The sequence below is a fragment of the Corynebacterium sp. HMSC059E07 genome (assembly GCF_001814395.1).
Taxonomy (GTDB): Bacteria; Actinomycetota; Actinomycetes; order Mycobacteriales; family Mycobacteriaceae; genus Corynebacterium; species Corynebacterium hesseae.
The window spans coordinates 1-15,547 of the sequence record NZ_KV816308.1; the positions used below are offsets into that span (position 1 = coordinate 1).

The following is a 15,547-nucleotide window of genomic DNA, read 5'->3' on the forward strand; positions in this document are numbered from 1 at the left end:
CACCCCGCTACGCACCCCGAAACCGGAAGAGCCATCTATCCCTTGGTTACTCCACAAGTAGTTTTCACCAATACTTCCAATACGCCTACCTTTCGAATACACTTCATCCGCACTTTCACCACAATGACCGGCAGTCAAGGCCCGCTGCTGGGAAATGATAGTCACAGAACACGTCACCGCCCCTCGGGGAGGACCCACCTGCACCTCATCTCCACTTTCAATATATGAAAGAGGATCGAAATTCCTCTGTTGAGCAGTAGATATTGATGAAGCCGTGGCCCCAAAAGATACGCTAGCCAGAAAGAAAAGAGCTAGCCTGCCTACTATAGAAATAGTATTTTGTTTCATAACTTAATAAATAATCAATCTAAAACAGAGGCAGGCCCGCTAAAATACCCACCTCTGCTCAGATATTTACTTCTTCCCAGATGGAACAAACACAAGGAAAATGACCAAAATTGCTAGAGCAATCGTGACCCCATACGGCCACTGAAGTTGAGCGGAAAGCATCATCAATAAAACGCCCACAGTGGCCAATATCTTTTTCCACATATTTTACTCTCCAGAACCATTTCTATTCTTGCCAGGCGGCAGATTCTCTTGGACTGTTATCTGAACAATGCAGAAACATCCATATGGCAAAATTCCAATTACCTTTCCCTAAATCCCTTTCTGTTTAGAGGAAGGATAATTTATTGAAAACCAACCCGCTGAGGATATGCATTATGTGTGAAAGCGCCAGCCACAATCGAACCAATGCCATAGTCTGCATACATACCACCGGGCGCAAGACCAGCAATAGCCCCTCCAGTAGCTAGGATTTTGGAAAGAACTGGCTCGGGAATCCAGACTCCAGCGATTGTGACACCGCCACCCACCCGGTTAATCGTCGTTTTAGACAGTAGCACCCTCACATAAGTCCCATGGAATTCAATTCCATTCCGACCCTCTTGAAAGTATGGATCAATGTCATCATCATCAGCGCTCGAAATCTTCGGCCCTTTTTCCCAGAAAGTTATCGAGTCTCCCGCCACCTTCATCTCAAGGTTACTATCAGCCTTGGCCTCGCTGATCCTTTCGTTCTGAGTCTCTACTTCATTTTTGATTTCTTGCAGTTCCTTTTGCGAAAGAGCGCTTTCTGCCTCTCTAGCAATCGCGAATTGGTCTCCCTGAAGGAAAACATAGGAATCTGCTTTTTCCGCAACTTCTGAGGAAACAGAAGACTGAGAGGCATTATTCTGAGTCGACTCAGCGAGGTCAGTCTCAGTACCGGCACTAGCATTGACTGGTGCAAAAACTGTTGCTGCCGCAACCAGCACCACTAAACGCGTAGATTTCTTGAGACGATACATGTCCATAATCCTTTCTAGAAAAGATGGCTGAAAATCGGACACCCCTAGAGTTACATCCAGTAGGGATAATTGGAAGCAAAAGATGTAAAATGTAGACTATTGTATAAACTTCCTCAAGATTTGTTGCGAGGGCGCACAAGAAGGCATATAATCCCTCCCCTTCCCCGCAAACCCTAGTCTTTTGAGACTCGGGTTAACCAGCGCCCCAAAGACTGGTGGTGGGCGCTCATTGTCATCAAGTGCCGCGCAGCCACAGGAGTCATCGACGGACTCTGGTTCCCAAGCGTAGGAATCGCATCCATGTTTTGAGTCATCGCATATTTCTGCGCAGCCTCAGCAGCCCGTGTCCGCGCCCACTTCCTCGACAGTGAATTCTGGATCAACTGCTTAGGCATGCTCGCGCTCTCAACCGGTGTATTGGTCCTGCCGCTAGTGCTGAATTAGGCGACCAAAAATTCTTCGGAACCACCCCTGCCCCATTTCGCCATCAAGCACATTCGCCCGATATTTACTTCTTTTTCATCCCCCACCTCACTATGCCGTTCGTTGCTTTGGGAAGTGGCTGAGGGGAATAGCACTCATGAATTTTGGAAAGAACAAAATATTCGGACAAAGTTCTCATCGGGATCGATGTTCGCGTTACTTTCCACATCCCAAATTGGCTCTTTTAGTAACTCCATGACGCTCCCAGCCAGCACAGATTAAGGTCAGCGCCTTCATTCTAAGTTCCCTGCTCACGGGCTGTCGGCATACGAAGGAACTGAAAACGTAAAATCCCGAGCCACCGGTGAAACGATGACTCGGGTTCTGTAGTTTGCGGAGACGAGAGGATTTGAACCTCCGGACCTACGCAAGTAAGTCAACTCCTTAGCAGGGAGCCCCATTCGGCCGCTCTGGCACGTCTCCAGCGATTCGCAATGAATCGTCCATCACTCTACCTGAGCGCTTCCCCTAGGGACAAAATGGGGCTTCCCTATTCTTTCCCTGAAGCGCCGCATGCAGCTTAAGGGCAACGTAGAGAGCCGCGCAGCGCCAGCCATCATCCAGCACGCCGGGCCCGAGAATCTCACGGACGCGGTCGAGGCGATAGTGCAGCGTGGCGCGGTGAATGTAGAGTGCAGCGGCGGTCGCAGAGACGTTGCGGGAATGCTCAAAGTAGGTCAGCAGGGTCTGCCAGTAGGAGTTGCGAGGGTCGTCGAGAAGCACGGCGGCATCCGGGCTCATCTCCACCACCGTTGCTTGGGTCAGCTCCCACCCGCGCAGCAGCCGCCACGCACCGGCCTCCTCCCAGCGCAGCGAATCCTGGCCGCAGAGTTTGGCCACGTCCGCCATGAGTCGCGCCTGCGGGGCCGTCGGCGCCGAGCCACGCGCCACCACCTCAGCGCCGGTGACAAGCGCGGCACTCTGCAGCTCCTCCATGAGGGCCTCGGTGTCCTTGTCGTCGCGGCGGCACTCAACGAGCACGAGGGAATCGTGGGAATCCGCGACCAAGAAGGGCCGGCGCACCAAGGGGCGCGCAAGCTCCACGGCCACCGCACGCTGATCGCCTTCCACCAGCACGCGATGCACGGTCAGCTCACCATCGGAGGGCAAGAGATCGCGCTCCCGCGCACCGGCCAGCGCAGCCGGATCACCTGTGAGCACCTCGCGGGCCAGCTCACCGAGTTGTTGGGCGCGGGCAGCGAGGGGTGCATCGCGTGCGTCGATAAGCCTGGCAAGGGGCGCAAGCAATGAATCCAGGCGGGCCAAGGGGGCGTCGCCCAGCGCGGGCTCATCGATGATCCACAGGTAGCCCACCAGCCTGTCCTCGTGACGCAGGGGAATGACCACGCGGGGCAGCATGTCATAGCGCGGGTTGGCGGGCAGGCGTACCGGCAGCACAGCCTCTTGGATTCCGAAGCTGAGCATCCACGGGATGGGCTCCGGGGGCGGGGTGCGATTAAGAATGGAGGCCGCCCTGTTCTTATCGATGGCACCGATTTGCGCACTAGCCGCAATCACCGCGATGGCGGGGGTGGTCACCTCAACGGAGCGCTGCAGGATCTGGGCGCATTCGTCGACGATATCCTGGATGCTCGTCAGCTGCGGGGGTGTCACTTTTGACATATGTCAAAGATACTTCCGAATATTGTCTAGTGACAAACAAAACTGTGCTGCGCAATAATCTCCTACAGCTAAATGACCCACGTCACACATATACGTTCATGAAGGGCGTCTACATGACCACAACCAACAATTCCGTCCGGGCACAGGACGTTGTCGCCAGCGACAACGCCAGCACAGACGACGGCCTGCAGCGCGGCATGAAATCGCGCCACCTGCAAATGATCGCCTTCGGCTCATGCATCGGCACGGGCCTCTTCTTGGGCTCCGGTGCCTCCATCCAGGAGGCCGGTCCCGGCGTTATCGCTGCGTACGCCATCGGCGGCTTCATCATCTTCCTCATCATGCGCATGCTCGGTGAGATGGCCGTGGAGCACCCCGTCGCCGGCTCCTTCAGCGCCTACGCCCGCGAATACATCGGGCCCATCGCTGGCTTTGTCACCGGTTGGAACTGGTGGTTTACCACCATCGTCGTCGGCATGGTGGAACTCACCGCCGCGGGCACCATCATGGATTTCTGGTTCCCTGGCATCCCGCACTGGCTCACCGCCCTCGTCGCGCTCGTCATCGTCACCGCCATCAACTTGGTGCACGTCGGAGCCTTCGCCGAGGCGGAGTTCTGGCTCTCCCTCATCAAGGTCGCCGCGCTCATCCTCATGATCGTCGTCGGCGCGGCCATCGTCTTTGGCCTCACCCCGGAGCCCGCCCTCGGCTTGAGCAATATCACCGAGCACGGCGGCTTCTTCCCCAACGGTGCCGCCGGTGTGCTCTTCTCCCTCGTCGCCGTAATTTTCTCCTTCGGCGGCATCATCTCCATCGGCACCGCCGCAGGCGAGGCCCAAGATCCCGCCAAGAGCCTGCCCAAGGCCATCAACAACGTGATCTGGCGCATTCTCATCTTCTACGTCGGCGGCATCGGCATCATCGTGCTGCTCGCTCCGTGGAACGAACTTGATACCTCCACCTCACCCTTCGTGCGCGCGCTGAGCACCTTGGGCATTAGTGCCGCGGCCACGGGCCTCAACCTCATCGTGCTCGTCGCCGCCGTCTCCGTGTTCAACACCATGACCTTCTCCGGCGCGCGCATGTTGCGGGATCTTTCCCGCGGCGGCCAAGCCCCGCCCTTCTTCAACTCCGTCAGCACCAAGGGCGTGCCGGTTCGCGCTCTGCTTTTCAACGCCCTACTCATGGGCTCGGCTGTGCTGCTTAACTTCCTCTTCGAGGGCAAGATCCTGATCGTTCTCCTCGCCATCATCGTTGGCGCGGAGCTCATCTCCTGGTCCGCCATCGCCCTTGCACACCTGAACTTCCGCAAGCGCTGCCCGAACGCCGCCTTCCGCGCGCCCCTCTACCCCATCGCTAACTACCTGTGCTTGGCCTTCTTCGCGCTCGTCATCGTTTTGATGTTCATGTTGCCCGACTACCGCACCGGCGCCATTGTCCTACCCTGTTGGATTGTGACCTTGGCCCTCATCTGGCTGGGCAAGAAGCGCCACGACGCCCGTAACAAATAGAAAGGACCCTCATCATGCAGACCACCATTGGTGATTTCATCCTGGACCGCCTCAAGGCCATCGGCATTACTGAAATCATCGGCGTGCCCGGTGACTTCAACCTGAGCTTCCTCGAGCAGATTGAGGCCTCCGAGGGCATCCGCTTCGTCGGCGCCTGCAACGAGCTCAACGCCGCCTATGCCGCCGACGGCTATGCCCGCCAGAAAGGCGTCGGCTGCCTGCTCACCACCTATGGCGTGGGCGAGCTCTCCGCCCTCAACGGCATCGCGGGTGCACGTGCCGAGCACGTCCCGCTGGTGTCGCTGGCGGGCGCGCCGCCGCAGTATGCGACCGAATTCCGCTGGAACCTGCACCACTCGCTTGCCGACGGCGACTTTGCCAACATGCTGGATTCCTTCGCCCCCTTCACCGAGGTGGCCACGCGTGTGTCCCCCATGAACGTGGTCGAGGAATTCGACCGCGCCCTGCACACCTGCCTGCGCGAAAAGCGCCCAGTGCACATCCAGATTCCTTCCGATATCACTCACCTGACCATCGAGGTCCCCGACGAGCCTTTCTCCACCGAGCTCGCTCCCTCCGATCCCGAGCGCCTGAACGCCGCTGCGGACTACGTGCTCGAACGCCTCGCGAAGGCCAAGGACCCGATCATCCTCATCGACCAGGACACCAACCGCCACGGTTTCACGGAGAAGTTCCGCGCCATCATCGACAAGGCCCAGCTGCCCTACTCCCAGCTCTCTTCTGGCAAGGCCATCTTGTCTGAGCGCCACCCGCTCTTCATCGGCACCTACAACGGCGCGGCGTCGGCACCGGGCGTGCAGGAGCGCATCGAAAAGTCCGACTTCCTGGTCACCACAAACCCGCGCTTCATCGAGGTCAACTCCGGCTCCTTCACCCACAACCTGGCCGATGCCCGCGTCTACAACTTCGGCGACCAGCACCTCAACGCTGACGGCGAGTACTTCGTGGGCATCAATACGCTGGAGCTTCTCGACGTCCTCCTCGACCGCATCCCGGAAGCTGGGGCATCGACAAGCGCGGCTTTCGAGCCCGAGCCCTTCGAGCCGAACCCGGATGCCCCGCTGACCCAGGAGCGCATCTGGCCGCAGATGCTCGGCTTCATCCAGGAAGATGACGTGGTCATCGCCGAGGCCGGCACCTCCAATATCGGTCTGGGCCAGCAGCGCATGCCCGAGGGCGTGCAGTACATTAACTCCACCATCTGGGGTTCCATCGGCTTTACCCTGCCGTGCGTCCTCGGTTCGCAGCTGGCTAACCCGGAGCGCCGCCACGTCCTCTTCATCGGTGATGGCTCCTTCCAGCTCACCGCCCAGGAGCTCTCCACCATCGTGCGTCAGGACCTCAAGCCCATCATCGTGCTGGTCAACAACGATGGCTACACCATCGAGCGCTACATCCTGGGCATGGAGCGCGAGTACAACGAGATCCAAATGTGGGACTACACGGCTCTGCCGAAGGTGTTCATGAAGGACACCACGATGGAGTCCTACGTGGCCTCGACCGAGGGCGAATTGGCCAAGGCCCTGGAGGATATCGCCGCCCACCCGGAGCGCGGTGCCTTCCTCGAGGTGCGCCTCGACGCTTTCGATGCGCCGAAGGGACTTCAGGCCTTCGGCCCGCAGACCGCTGATTTCGACTTCGGGCCCCGCGGCCCCCGCAACGCCTAAGGTGGAGAACATGATTCGACCAGACCTTTCCTCCCTGCCCGTCTACGTCCCCGGCAAGAATGCCGAGCACGCCTTGAAGCTCTCCTCCAATGAGGCAACCCAGGAGCCGCTGCCCGGCGCGCTGAAGGCCATGGAGACTGCCGTCGCGCACGTCAACCGCTACCCGGACATGGGTGCGGTGGAAATCCGCAAGGCACTCGCCGAAAACCTTGGCGTCACCCCGGAGCAGGTCACCACCGGCGCGGGTTCCTCCGCCATCTGCCAGCAGCTGGTGCAGATCACCTCGGTGCCCGGTGATGAAATTGTCTTCCCGTGGCGCTCCTTCGAGGCTTATCCCATCTTCGCGCAGGTCGTGGGCGCCACCCCGGTCAAGGTTCCGCTCACCGCGGATCACCGCGTGGACTTGGAGGCCATGGCGGCTGCCATCACGGACAAGACCCGCCTGATATTCGTGTGCAACCCGAATAACCCCACCGGTTCCATCATCACCAAGGAAAAGTTCGACGCCTTCTTGGCCAAGGTTCCGAAGGACGTCATCGTGGCGCTCGATGAGGCCTACATCGAATACAACCGCAACGATGCCGTCCCGCTGGCCACCGACTATGTCCACACCCACGACAACGTCATTGGCCTGCGCACCTTCTCCAAGGCTTATGGCCTGGCCGGCATCCGTTTGGGCTATGCCTTCGGCAACGCCGAGATCATCGAGGCACTGAGCAAGGTGGCCATCCCCTTCTCCGTGAACTCGGTGGCGCAGGTTGGTGCAGCGGCCTCGCTGGCCGCGCAGAAGGAGCTGCGCGAGCGCACCGACGAGACCGTTAAGCAGCGCGACCGCCTGGTTAAGCACTTCGCAGACTTTGGCGTTCCGGAGTCCCAGGCCAACCACATCTGGTTCGCCGCCGACTCCATTGCGAAGCTGGGCTCCCCGCAGGAGGTCGCCGCACAGCTCGCGGAGAATGACGTCCTCGTCCGCGCCTTCCCTGAGGGCGTGCGCATCACCGTCACCACGGCGGAGGAAACCGAGACGCTGCTCAAGGCCTGGGACGCTGCTTTCGGTGCAGAGAGCTAGTTTCCGCGTTAGAGTGCAGTTGTGAAGACATTTATCAATTTTGCACTCAACGTCATTGCCGTCGCGGTGGCCTTCTGGGCTGTGGTAGCGATTGTCCCCGGAATCGACATCGCCCCTGCGACCACCCAGAATTTCCTGCTCATCGCGGCGGTGTTCATCATCGTCAACGAGGTCGTCACCCCAGTGCTCCGCTTCCTCGGCGCACCGCTGACCTGCCTGACACTGGGCCTCTTCGCGCTCGTCATCAACGGCGCGGTCCTGCTCCTCGTCAGCGCGCTCATGGACTCGCTCGTCATCGACGGTTGGGGTGCCGCCATCATCGGCGCGATTGTGCTTGCGCTTGTCTCCGGCGTGGTGAACTTCTTCACCAGCCCGTTGCGAACTCGACACTAACCGCCAGAAAAAGGCGGGAGGACGTCGACGCGGGAGGCGTCGGCAAGCACGGCGTCTTCCTTTGCGCTCGCGCCATCCACCAGGAAGGTGCAGCGCTCCAGCACCTCCGCAAAGCTCATGCCGGCCTCGGTGCTGCCGGTATGACGAGCACGCAACACGTCCAGCAACTCCCCCAGCGTCGCTGCCTGCGCTGTGTCCTGCGCGCGCCCCGCGGCGGCGCGGGCTGCGGCAAAGTAGTGTATGTCAACCATGGCTGCCACTATGCCAGCCTCCGTGACAGGAAGGAACCTGATGCGCACCTATGAGGAACACCTTGCCGCCGTTCGCGCGGTCCTTCCACAACCCCGCGCGGTCTCCACACCCCTGAGCAGCGCCTTCGGCCGCCGCGCCGCCGCCACGTACCGCGCGGAACACAACCTTCCACCTTTTGATAATTCGCAGATGGATGGCTATGCGCTTCCGACTACACACGGCGGCACCTTTACCGTCGGCCGCACCATCGCGGCGGGTGATCCCCCGGGCTCACTCCCGCAAGGCACCGCCCTGCCCATCATGACCGGCGCGAAAATCCCCGAGGGCACCGTCACCATCGTCCCCGTCGAGCACTGCGAGCCCCCGCACTTCCCCGAGGAGGGCGCCACCGTCACCGTGCCGGCATCCCCTGAGCAGTTCATCCGCCGTGCCGGCTCCGATGTCACGGCAGGCACGCCCCTCATCAATGAGCACGCGCTTCTCGACGCCCCCTCCATCGCCACCCTCGCCTCCCAGGGCCTCACCGAGGTCCTCACGTACGCGCCCGCCCGCATCCTCATCTGCACCGGTGGTGCGGAAATCGGTGGCGCGGGCGAGGCCACCATCCCCGATTCCAATGCGCCCATGCTCGCAGCCTTGGCCGCGCAATATGGCATCGAGGTGGCCGGCTTCGTGCGCACGAATGACGATCCTTCTGCCCTGCGCGCGGACCTCGCCGAAGCAGTCATCACCCACCGCCCCGATGTCATCGTCACCTCCGGCGGCATCTCCCACGGAAAGTTTGAGGTAATCCGCCAGATCTTCGAAGAGGACGGCTGGTTCGGTCACGTGGCGCAGCAGCCCGGCGGCCCGCAGGGCCTGTCGCGTTTGGGCGAGGTGCCCGTTGTCTGCTTCCCCGGCAACCCCATCTCCACTCTGGTAAGTTTCCGCCTCTACTTGGCGCCCGTTATCGGCCGCGCTCCCGCCCCATTTAGAGCACACCTTACTGAGCCCGCCGAAGGCCTCAACAACCGCGAACAGTTCCGCCGTGGCACCCTAGCTATCTCCGACGGCACCGCCCAAGCCTCCTTTCTCGGCGGCACCAGCTCCCACCTGATGTCCCAGGCCATCGGTGCTACTGCCCTTATCCGTATCCCGGCTAATACGCAGCTTTCAGCCGGCGACCTCGTGGAGGTGTTCCCGCTCTCATGACCCGACGCGCACTCGTTATCGTTGCCTCGACCCGCGCCGCCGCCGGCGAGTACGAGGACCGCTCCGGCCCTATCTTGGTGAACTTCCTCCGTGAGCAGGGCTTCGATGCCCCGCAGCCCCTCGTCGTCGCGGACGCCGATATCGACTCCGCCCTCGCTACTGCCTTCGCCGATGCCCCCTCCGTCATCCTCACCTCGGGCGGCACCGGCATCACGCCGGATGACCGCACCGTCGAAGCACTCACCCCACATCTTGACCGCGAACTGCCCGGCCTGGCCCACGCCTTCTTCGCGCACTCGGCGGCCATCCCCACCGCGGCACTCTCCCGCACGGTTGCCGGAGTCACCGGGTCCACTTTCGCCATGGCCCTGCCCGGCTCCACGGGTGCGGCCAAGGACGGCTGCGCCGTCCTCGAACCAGTTCTTCACCACATCATCAACCAGCTGGAAGGCATCAATGAGCACTAACTACGGTCTCCTCGGCGCACACATCAGCACCGAGCCCATCACGGCCCCGGACATCGCCACCGCGGAAACGGGTGCTGTCGTTGTATTCGACGGCATCGTGCGCAACCACGACTCCGGCCGCGGCGTCAAACTCCTCACCTACACCGCGCATCCCAGCGCCCAGCAGGAAATAGAACGCGTCGCCGGCGAAGTCGCCGCCGCCTTCCCCGCCGTGCGCCTCTGGTGCGCACACCGGACTGGAACACTAGAAATCGGCGAATCCGCATTCATCGTCGCCGCCGCCTCCGCGCACCGCAAGGACGCCTTCGAGGCCGCGTCGACCTGCGCCGACCGCGTCAAAGCGGAAGTCCCCCTCTGGAAGGAACAGCTGCACACCGATGACACCACCACCTGGGTAGGCCTGGAATGAGCTCACGCTACGCACGACAGGAAGCCCTGTGGGGAACCTCCACACAGGAACGACTTCGCGCCTCCACCATCGCCGTCATCGGCGCCGGCGGCCTGGGCTCGCCTGCCCTGCTCTATCTCGCAGGCGCGGGCGTGGGACGCATCCTGCTTTTCGACGACGACACCGTCTCCCTCTCCAACCTGCACCGCCAAGTCATCCACACCACCGCGACCGTAGGCCAGCCCAAAACCGAATCCGCCGCCGCGGCCTTGAACGCCCTCAACCCGGAGTGCACCGTCGAGGAGTTCTCGCGCCTGACACCTGATACCGCCCTGGACCAGCTGCTCGGCGCTGACCTCATTATCGACGGAACCGATAACTTCTACTCCCGTCACCTCGCCTCCTGGGCCGCCCATGAGCTGGGCATTCCGCACGTGTGGGCCTCGCTTCTGGGCTACGACGCGCAGCTCACCGTCTTCCACTCCGGCCACGGCCCGGTCTACGAGGACCTCTTCCCCACCGACCCGCAGGTGCCTTCCTGCTCGCAAGCCGGCGTGATGGGACCGGTCGTCGGCGTGGCCGGCTCCGCCCTGGCCGTCGAAGCGCTCAAGCTCCTCACGGGCATCGGCACCCCGCTCATCGGCACGCTGGGCTACTACGATTCCCTCGCCGGGACCTGGGAATACATCCCCGTGCGCGCGAACGGCGCCACCCCGGCGCGCCCCGACAACCCCACCGACATCCGCGACATCCCAGAGGACGCCACGCTTATCGACGTCCGCACCTCCCCCGAGCGCGCCGCCTACCTCATCCCCGGCTCGCAGCACCTCCCGCTCGATGACATCCTCGCCGGCCACAACCCGCCCCTAGACCTCGCCGACCTCGCTGTCCTCTACTGCGCCAGCGGCCTGCGCTCCGCACAGGCCGTCGAGGCCCTGCGCGCCCGCGGCTTCAGCAACGTCTACTCGCTGCGCGGCGGCATCGACGCCTGGCAAGAGCACATCTCTGAGCTCGAGGCCGAAGCCGACGCCGAGGCGATTTAGAGACCATTTCTCTTGAAGAACTAGAGGCTGAATGTGGCGTGGAAGATTAGCTTCACGCCACGCGGTGCGAAAGCCTTCCGAAAGCTAGCCAGGCCAACACAGAAGAGAGTCAGCAGGTTTCTTCGCGAAGTCTACGATTAATCAGCCAGCGGGTCGGTTCCGCCGAGCTTCATCTCGAAACGCTCGTAGTCCTCTAGGTTCGCAAAGTGCCGCGAGTAGAGATCGCAATCGCGGTCTACATAACCATAGAGGGCTGGCGCGACATCCACGATGTGCCGTACCTTCACATCCTCACCATCGGCCTGCTCGTTCGCCATCGCTTCAACGCGTTCTCGAGCCTTCTCGTCCGACTCCGCATACACAATATAAAAGTCCTCGCGGAAGAAGCTTTGGGCAGATGAACTGGACTTCTTAGCAAGCTCCATCACGACAATTCCAACATAAGGTTCCATTGCCGGCTACTGTCCTTTCCGGTTCTTGGTCAGCTTGGGCTCGACCCTACCTGCTCACCCAGACCATGTAACGCGGAAAACTCAGCCGGTCGCCCTTTAAGCACATCTCCAATGAAGACCCATTCCGCGCCCACGGCTTCAGCAACGTCTACTCGCTGCGCGGCGGCATCGACGCTTGGCAAGACCACAACGACGCATAGCCCAAACCTGCACTCAGTCTCCTCTGCCCACATGGCATCTTGTAAAAGGCGTCAACCAGAAGGCGTTTTCAGAGCCAAAAACGCCTTTTATCCCGCCCCCGCGCAAATGGCGTTTTTTATCCCAGAGATGCCTTTTGACAGATGCCATTTGCCAGACGCCTTTCGCAGAGGTCCTCGGCCGGTTGCCTTGTAAACTTACTGGCATGAGAAGCCGCCAGTATTACGTCGCTACCGCTGTGGTGTGTGCTCTCACGCTGGTGTACATGCTGCTGCGCTGGGACTCAGTGCCCGATCCCATCCCGGTCCACTTCGATGGCTCGGGCAACCCGGACCACTTCGAACCAAAGTCCTTCCTCAACGCAACGGTCCTGGTGTGGATCGGCATCGTGTTCGCCATTGCACTGCCACTGTGCGTGCCGCCGATCTCGCTGGCTCGAAAGACAGCGCAGGTTCCAGCAGAGTCAGCTCTTCCGTTCTCCGAGGCCACCGCCCAGCGCGCGGAGCTGCTCACTGGAAAGACCACCATGTTCATTGCCCAGACAGTCCTCACCATGACGGCCTGCGTGTGCCTCACTGCGGTCTGCACCGTCATTCCAGATATCCCCTTCTCGGGCTTTCTGCTCGTGGCCGCGTGGATAGCCTTCACCGTGTTCGTCATGATTCAGGGCGTCAGATTGACGCTGACATCCGCGAAGGCCGTGAAAGCCATACCCACCGACGATGATGAACAGGTTCGCAACAAAGCACTCCACTTTGCCGGCAGCATGGGCATCTACAACGAGCCCACCGACCCCATGTGCATGGCAGTCTTTTCCACGAATTCTTCGAAGCTGCAGATCAACACCGCGCACGAACCGGGCCGGCGCTACCTATGGCGCATGGGCATCGCCCTTAGCGCATCCATAGCATTCTGCGTGCTCATCACCGTACGCTAGATGCATGGAGCACCTGTTTGAGCGCGCACAGTCGATTCTTTCTGATGCCACCCACGTTGAGGTTTTCACCGGCGCGGGCATGAGCGCGGATAGCGGCATCGCCACGTACCGCGATGCGCAGACGGGCATTTGGGAGAACGTGGATCCGGTGGCGATGGCGTCGATAAGCGCATGGCGTCATGAACCTAAGCCCATGTTCGCCTGGTACCTGTGGCGCGCACAGCTGGCGCAGCGTGCCGAGCCCAACGCCGGGCACCGCGCGATTGCTGCCGCACGCGGCATGACGGTGACCACGCAAAACATCGATAACCTGCACGAGCGCGCCGGAAGCCAAGACGTGGTTCACCTGCATGGCTCCTTGTTCGCATTCCGCTGCACCGACTGCGATACGCCGTATGACGAGGACATTGCACTGCCGAACGAACCGGTCGAGAGCATCACCCCACCAGAGTGTCCCGTGTGCGGCGGGCCGGTGCGCCCGGGCGTGGTGTGGTTCGGCGAAGCCCTGCCCGACGACGAATGGGCTGAGGCCGAGCGCCGCATGTCCACCGCGGACGCGCTGCTCATCGTGGGTACCTCCGGCGTGGTTTACCCCGCCGCCGGGCTGCCACAGATTGCCCACGCGCGCGGTATCCCCATCGTGGAAGTCACCCCCCAGCCCACGGACCTCTCGCCGCTTGCCAGCGTGGTGGTCACCGCCACCGCAGCGGAGGCACTACCTCGCATCCTGGCGGGGCGGATCGGATAAACAGCAACCCGATATCCCGCGGCCCTTGCCCACCAAAATGTACAAGATGTACATTTGTTGTATGAAAACGATGTCAGTGGCGTCCAGTCAATTTCGCCAATCCCAAAGCCAAATTCTTGAAGAGGCACAGCACACGCCCGTCGCCATCACTAGTCGTGGAAGCCGTGTTCGCGCTTTTGTCGTCTCTCCTTCATTTTTCGCCCGCGCAGTCGAAGCACTAGAAGATCGTGAGGATGTTCAGACCGCAGAGATTGCCCGAGGAGAAGCCGTAGAGATTTCACACGAAGACCTCAAAAAAGAACTCGGACTCACCTAATCGCCTTCTATGGCTGACTCCACTTATCACATCACCTATAAGGCATCCGCAGCCAAGGAGCTACGCAAGCTCGACAGGCCGACACAGAGGCGACTACTTGCTGCAATCGAAGACTTGGCCGTTACCCCTCGCCCGGATGGAGTAAAGAAACTAAAAGCTTCAGATGACCTGTATAGAATTCGAGTCGGACACTATCGCGTGGTTTACGAGATCTTAGACGGAAAGCTCGTGGTGCTCGTGCTACGCGTTGCTCACCGACGAGATGTTTACCGGAAATAGGCAAAATTCCTCTCAGATAAACAAAACCGGTTCCACCCTGCCAGAAGGTGAATACTCCACTTCGATCGGAAGATAGTTCTTACACATCTAGATCGATGTCGTGCTCCTTAGCCTTTCCGTCCAGCACTTGCTCGTAAGACTCCAATAGCCGGCGAGCATTGACTGGGGAGCCGAAAAGATAATCAGTCTCTACCCACGCCGAATAGTTATCCTCTGACATCACGAAACCGCCTTCCTTACCACAACCATTATTCCCCCCGAGAGGAGATGAATCCATGCTCTACCTTGTTCCAGGAGCCTTAGCGGGAATCACCTTTTACGCCATTCTCACAGCAGTGAGCTGGGCCATCTGGAAAGCCTGGCCACAACGACGTCTAAGCGCACATAGCCGGTTGACCCTCCACTGCCTTGCCGCAGTTGCATTTTCAATTTTTCTCGCCTTGCCTGGCGGCGGAAACTGGGCCACCCACCTGCAGATCAGCGGGTTCCTACTAGTGGGATGCGTTCTGAGCTGGGTGACTGCAGCGATGAACAACGGAGACAATGCCTGACGCCGTAGAGCGATAACTTCGCTTAATCGTCATTCCTCACATCCCTAATGGATACAAACCCTGTGAGTTGTTCTCCGGGGAGGCATAAGGGCTTCTTCCCTACATTTTCTCTTCGCTCATTAACGGAGAAAACGAATTGAGCGAACTGGGGAACAATCTGTACCGATGGAAAAAGCTCCCTTAATTGGTGAGTAATACGCCATCCCGCGTCGTACCATCGAAATCTATCGAATTGGTCCTTCCAACGCGGACGCTGGCGAAAGCTATCGGGTTTCTCGAGGAAATTCTGCTGAAACTCCTCCGTCCACTCAAGGATTTCGCGTCCCAGATCAGACTCAATTCCTAAGTCTTCAGGAAGATAGAATCCGATTCTATTAGCCCCAGAAACTATGAGTTCTTTAGACGGCCACAGCGAGCTTGGGTGGCTGTACTCTGGGCGGAGGAATATTTGCCGATCGGCCATGGAACTAGAATAGCCCAGCGCCACTGCTGAAAATACGCAAGATTTTGGCGGAGGCGGCGGGATTTGAACCCGCGGTGAGTTTCCCCACGCTGGTTTTCAAGACCAGTGCATTCGGCCGCTCTGCCACGCCTCCTCGTCACGCG

General features: G+C 60.2%; 17 protein-coding genes, 2 tRNA genes and 1 pseudogene. 12 read left to right on the forward strand and 8 right to left on the reverse strand.

Annotated elements, in window-relative coordinates; translation table 11 throughout:
- From HMPREF2967_RS13430 to HMPREF2967_RS06470, 4 genes and pseudogenes are all read right to left on the reverse strand, one after another.
- Nucleotides 1-348: pseudogene (locus HMPREF2967_RS13430) on the reverse strand (hypothetical protein); the annotation flags it as partial.
- A gap of 344 nt (nucleotides 349-692) precedes the next feature.
- Nucleotides 693-1,352 (reverse strand): hypothetical protein, encoded by a 660-nt coding sequence (locus HMPREF2967_RS06460; RefSeq protein ID WP_070510733.1) that lies wholly within the window; start codon nucleotides 1,350-1,352, stop codon nucleotides 693-695.
- 817 nt (nucleotides 1,353-2,169) lie between these two features.
- A tRNA-Ser gene (locus HMPREF2967_RS06465) sits at nucleotides 2,170-2,258 on the reverse strand.
- Nucleotides 2,259-2,303: 45 nt separating this feature from the next.
- Nucleotides 2,304-3,458, reverse strand: coding sequence for a PucR family transcriptional regulator (locus tag HMPREF2967_RS06470; protein WP_070685624.1), 1,155 nt, complete (start codon nucleotides 3,456-3,458; stop codon nucleotides 2,304-2,306).
- Nucleotides 3,459-3,571: 113 nt separating this feature from the next.
- Here HMPREF2967_RS06470 and HMPREF2967_RS06475 point away from each other — a divergent pair, with 113 nt between their 5' ends.
- From HMPREF2967_RS06475 to HMPREF2967_RS06490, 4 genes are read left to right on the forward strand one after another with little or no spacing between them, the layout of a single operon-like run.
- Nucleotides 3,572-4,969 carry an amino acid permease gene (locus HMPREF2967_RS06475; protein ID WP_232770711.1) on the forward strand — a complete coding sequence of 466 codons (1,398 nt, stop codon included), beginning with the start codon at nucleotides 3,572-3,574 and terminating at the stop codon, nucleotides 4,967-4,969.
- A gap of 14 nt (nucleotides 4,970-4,983) precedes the next feature.
- Nucleotides 4,984-6,657, forward strand: coding sequence for an alpha-keto acid decarboxylase family protein (locus HMPREF2967_RS06480; RefSeq protein WP_070561634.1), 1,674 nt, complete (start codon nucleotides 4,984-4,986; stop codon nucleotides 6,655-6,657).
- A gap of 10 nt (nucleotides 6,658-6,667) precedes the next feature.
- A complete protein-coding gene (gene hisC, locus HMPREF2967_RS06485; RefSeq protein WP_070561636.1) occupies nucleotides 6,668-7,726 on the forward strand; it encodes a histidinol-phosphate transaminase in 1,059 nt (352 codons plus the stop codon).
- A 21-nt stretch (nucleotides 7,727-7,747) separates the two neighbouring features.
- The gene (locus HMPREF2967_RS06490; protein WP_070561638.1) at nucleotides 7,748-8,119 is read left to right on the forward strand and encodes a phage holin family protein; all 372 of its coding nucleotides are present in this window, start codon (nucleotides 7,748-7,750) and stop codon (nucleotides 8,117-8,119) included.
- Here the strand turns inward: HMPREF2967_RS06490 and HMPREF2967_RS06495 are convergent.
- The gene (locus tag HMPREF2967_RS06495; RefSeq protein ID WP_070533522.1) at nucleotides 8,116-8,370 is read right to left on the reverse strand and encodes a MoaD/ThiS family protein; all 255 of its coding nucleotides are present in this window, start codon (nucleotides 8,368-8,370) and stop codon (nucleotides 8,116-8,118) included. The two genes, HMPREF2967_RS06490 and HMPREF2967_RS06495, sit on opposite strands and share 4 nt — an antisense overlap.
- 40 nt (nucleotides 8,371-8,410) lie before the next feature.
- Between HMPREF2967_RS06495 and HMPREF2967_RS06500 the strand changes: the two genes are divergently transcribed.
- From HMPREF2967_RS06500 to HMPREF2967_RS06515, 4 genes are read left to right on the forward strand one after another with little or no spacing between them, the layout of a single operon-like run.
- Nucleotides 8,411-9,562: a molybdopterin molybdotransferase MoeA gene (locus tag HMPREF2967_RS06500; protein ID WP_070533415.1), complete on the forward strand. Its 1,152-nt coding sequence runs from the start codon at nucleotides 8,411-8,413 to the stop codon at nucleotides 9,560-9,562.
- On the forward strand, nucleotides 9,559-10,029 hold the full coding sequence (locus HMPREF2967_RS06505) for a MogA/MoaB family molybdenum cofactor biosynthesis protein (protein ID WP_070533417.1): 471 nt from the start codon (nucleotides 9,559-9,561) through the stop codon (nucleotides 10,027-10,029). The genes HMPREF2967_RS06500 and HMPREF2967_RS06505 overlap by 4 nt, the downstream gene beginning before the upstream one ends.
- Nucleotides 10,019-10,438, forward strand: a complete 420-nt coding sequence (locus tag HMPREF2967_RS06510; protein ID WP_070685627.1) for a molybdenum cofactor biosynthesis protein MoaE — start codon at nucleotides 10,019-10,021, stop codon at nucleotides 10,436-10,438. The genes HMPREF2967_RS06505 and HMPREF2967_RS06510 overlap by 11 nt, the downstream gene beginning before the upstream one ends.
- Nucleotides 10,435-11,460 carry a ThiF family adenylyltransferase gene (locus HMPREF2967_RS06515; RefSeq protein WP_070561644.1) on the forward strand — a complete coding sequence of 342 codons (1,026 nt, stop codon included), beginning with the start codon at nucleotides 10,435-10,437 and terminating at the stop codon, nucleotides 11,458-11,460. The genes HMPREF2967_RS06510 and HMPREF2967_RS06515 overlap by 4 nt, the downstream gene beginning before the upstream one ends.
- Before the next feature lie 137 nt (nucleotides 11,461-11,597).
- Here HMPREF2967_RS06515 and HMPREF2967_RS06520 read toward each other — a convergent pair whose 3' ends face one another.
- The gene (locus tag HMPREF2967_RS06520) at nucleotides 11,598-11,912 is read right to left on the reverse strand and encodes a DUF4288 domain-containing protein (RefSeq protein WP_042528787.1); all 315 of its coding nucleotides are present in this window, start codon (nucleotides 11,910-11,912) and stop codon (nucleotides 11,598-11,600) included.
- 403 nt (nucleotides 11,913-12,315) lie between these two features.
- Between HMPREF2967_RS06520 and HMPREF2967_RS06525 the strand changes: the two genes are divergently transcribed.
- From HMPREF2967_RS06525 to HMPREF2967_RS06535, 4 genes are all read left to right on the forward strand, one after another.
- Complete coding sequence (locus tag HMPREF2967_RS06525) at nucleotides 12,316-13,047, forward strand: DUF1648 domain-containing protein (RefSeq protein WP_070685630.1); 732 nt, start codon at nucleotides 12,316-12,318, stop codon at nucleotides 13,045-13,047.
- A 4-nt stretch (nucleotides 13,048-13,051) separates the two neighbouring features.
- A complete protein-coding gene (locus HMPREF2967_RS06530) occupies nucleotides 13,052-13,795 on the forward strand; it encodes an NAD-dependent deacylase (RefSeq protein ID WP_070561648.1) in 744 nt (247 codons plus the stop codon).
- Nucleotides 13,796-13,856: 61 nt separating this feature from the next.
- On the forward strand, nucleotides 13,857-14,111 hold the full coding sequence (locus HMPREF2967_RS12815) for a prevent-host-death family protein (protein WP_369816022.1): 255 nt from the start codon (nucleotides 13,857-13,859) through the stop codon (nucleotides 14,109-14,111).
- Nucleotides 14,112-14,120: 9 nt separating this feature from the next.
- The gene (locus HMPREF2967_RS06535; RefSeq protein ID WP_010188336.1) at nucleotides 14,121-14,390 is read left to right on the forward strand and encodes a type II toxin-antitoxin system RelE family toxin; all 270 of its coding nucleotides are present in this window, start codon (nucleotides 14,121-14,123) and stop codon (nucleotides 14,388-14,390) included.
- 79 nt (nucleotides 14,391-14,469) lie between these two features.
- Here HMPREF2967_RS06535 and HMPREF2967_RS13245 read toward each other — a convergent pair whose 3' ends face one another.
- Together HMPREF2967_RS13245 and HMPREF2967_RS06550 are read right to left on the reverse strand one after the other, a co-directional pair.
- On the reverse strand, nucleotides 14,470-14,610 hold the full coding sequence (locus HMPREF2967_RS13245) for a type II toxin-antitoxin system Phd/YefM family antitoxin (RefSeq protein ID WP_010188335.1): 141 nt from the start codon (nucleotides 14,608-14,610) through the stop codon (nucleotides 14,470-14,472).
- Between the two features lie 839 nt (nucleotides 14,611-15,449).
- Nucleotides 15,450-15,537 (reverse strand) — tRNA-Ser (locus tag HMPREF2967_RS06550).
- Nucleotides 15,538-15,547 lie beyond the last annotated feature (10 nt).

Coding starts and splice junctions, on each gene's coding strand:
- HMPREF2967_RS06460 (WP_070510733.1), bottom strand. CDS start 1,352: ATGTATCGTCTCAAGAAATCTACGCGTTTAGTGGTGCTGGTTGCGGCA.
- HMPREF2967_RS06470 (WP_070685624.1), bottom strand. CDS start 3,458: ATGTCAAAAGTGACACCCCCGCAGCTGACGAGCATCCAGGATATCGTC.
- HMPREF2967_RS06475 (WP_232770711.1), top strand. CDS start 3,572: ATGACCACAACCAACAATTCCGTCCGGGCACAGGACGTTGTCGCCAGC.
- HMPREF2967_RS06480 (WP_070561634.1), top strand. CDS start 4,984: ATGCAGACCACCATTGGTGATTTCATCCTGGACCGCCTCAAGGCCATC.
- hisC (WP_070561636.1), top strand. CDS start 6,668: ATGATTCGACCAGACCTTTCCTCCCTGCCCGTCTACGTCCCCGGCAAG.
- HMPREF2967_RS06495 (WP_070533522.1), bottom strand. CDS start 8,370: ATGGTTGACATACACTACTTTGCCGCAGCCCGCGCCGCCGCGGGGCGC.
- HMPREF2967_RS06500 (WP_070533415.1), top strand. CDS start 8,411: ATGCGCACCTATGAGGAACACCTTGCCGCCGTTCGCGCGGTCCTTCCA.
- HMPREF2967_RS06505 (WP_070533417.1), top strand. CDS start 9,559: ATGACCCGACGCGCACTCGTTATCGTTGCCTCGACCCGCGCCGCCGCC.
- HMPREF2967_RS06510 (WP_070685627.1), top strand. CDS start 10,019: ATGAGCACTAACTACGGTCTCCTCGGCGCACACATCAGCACCGAGCCC.
- HMPREF2967_RS06515 (WP_070561644.1), top strand. CDS start 10,435: ATGAGCTCACGCTACGCACGACAGGAAGCCCTGTGGGGAACCTCCACA.
- HMPREF2967_RS06520 (WP_042528787.1), bottom strand. CDS start 11,912: ATGGAACCTTATGTTGGAATTGTCGTGATGGAGCTTGCTAAGAAGTCC.
- HMPREF2967_RS06525 (WP_070685630.1), top strand. CDS start 12,316: ATGAGAAGCCGCCAGTATTACGTCGCTACCGCTGTGGTGTGTGCTCTC.
- HMPREF2967_RS06530 (WP_070561648.1), top strand. CDS start 13,052: ATGGAGCACCTGTTTGAGCGCGCACAGTCGATTCTTTCTGATGCCACC.
- HMPREF2967_RS12815 (WP_369816022.1), top strand. CDS start 13,857: ATGAAAACGATGTCAGTGGCGTCCAGTCAATTTCGCCAATCCCAAAGC.
- HMPREF2967_RS06535 (WP_010188336.1), top strand. CDS start 14,121: ATGGCTGACTCCACTTATCACATCACCTATAAGGCATCCGCAGCCAAG.
- HMPREF2967_RS13245 (WP_010188335.1), bottom strand. CDS start 14,610: ATGTCAGAGGATAACTATTCGGCGTGGGTAGAGACTGATTATCTTTTC.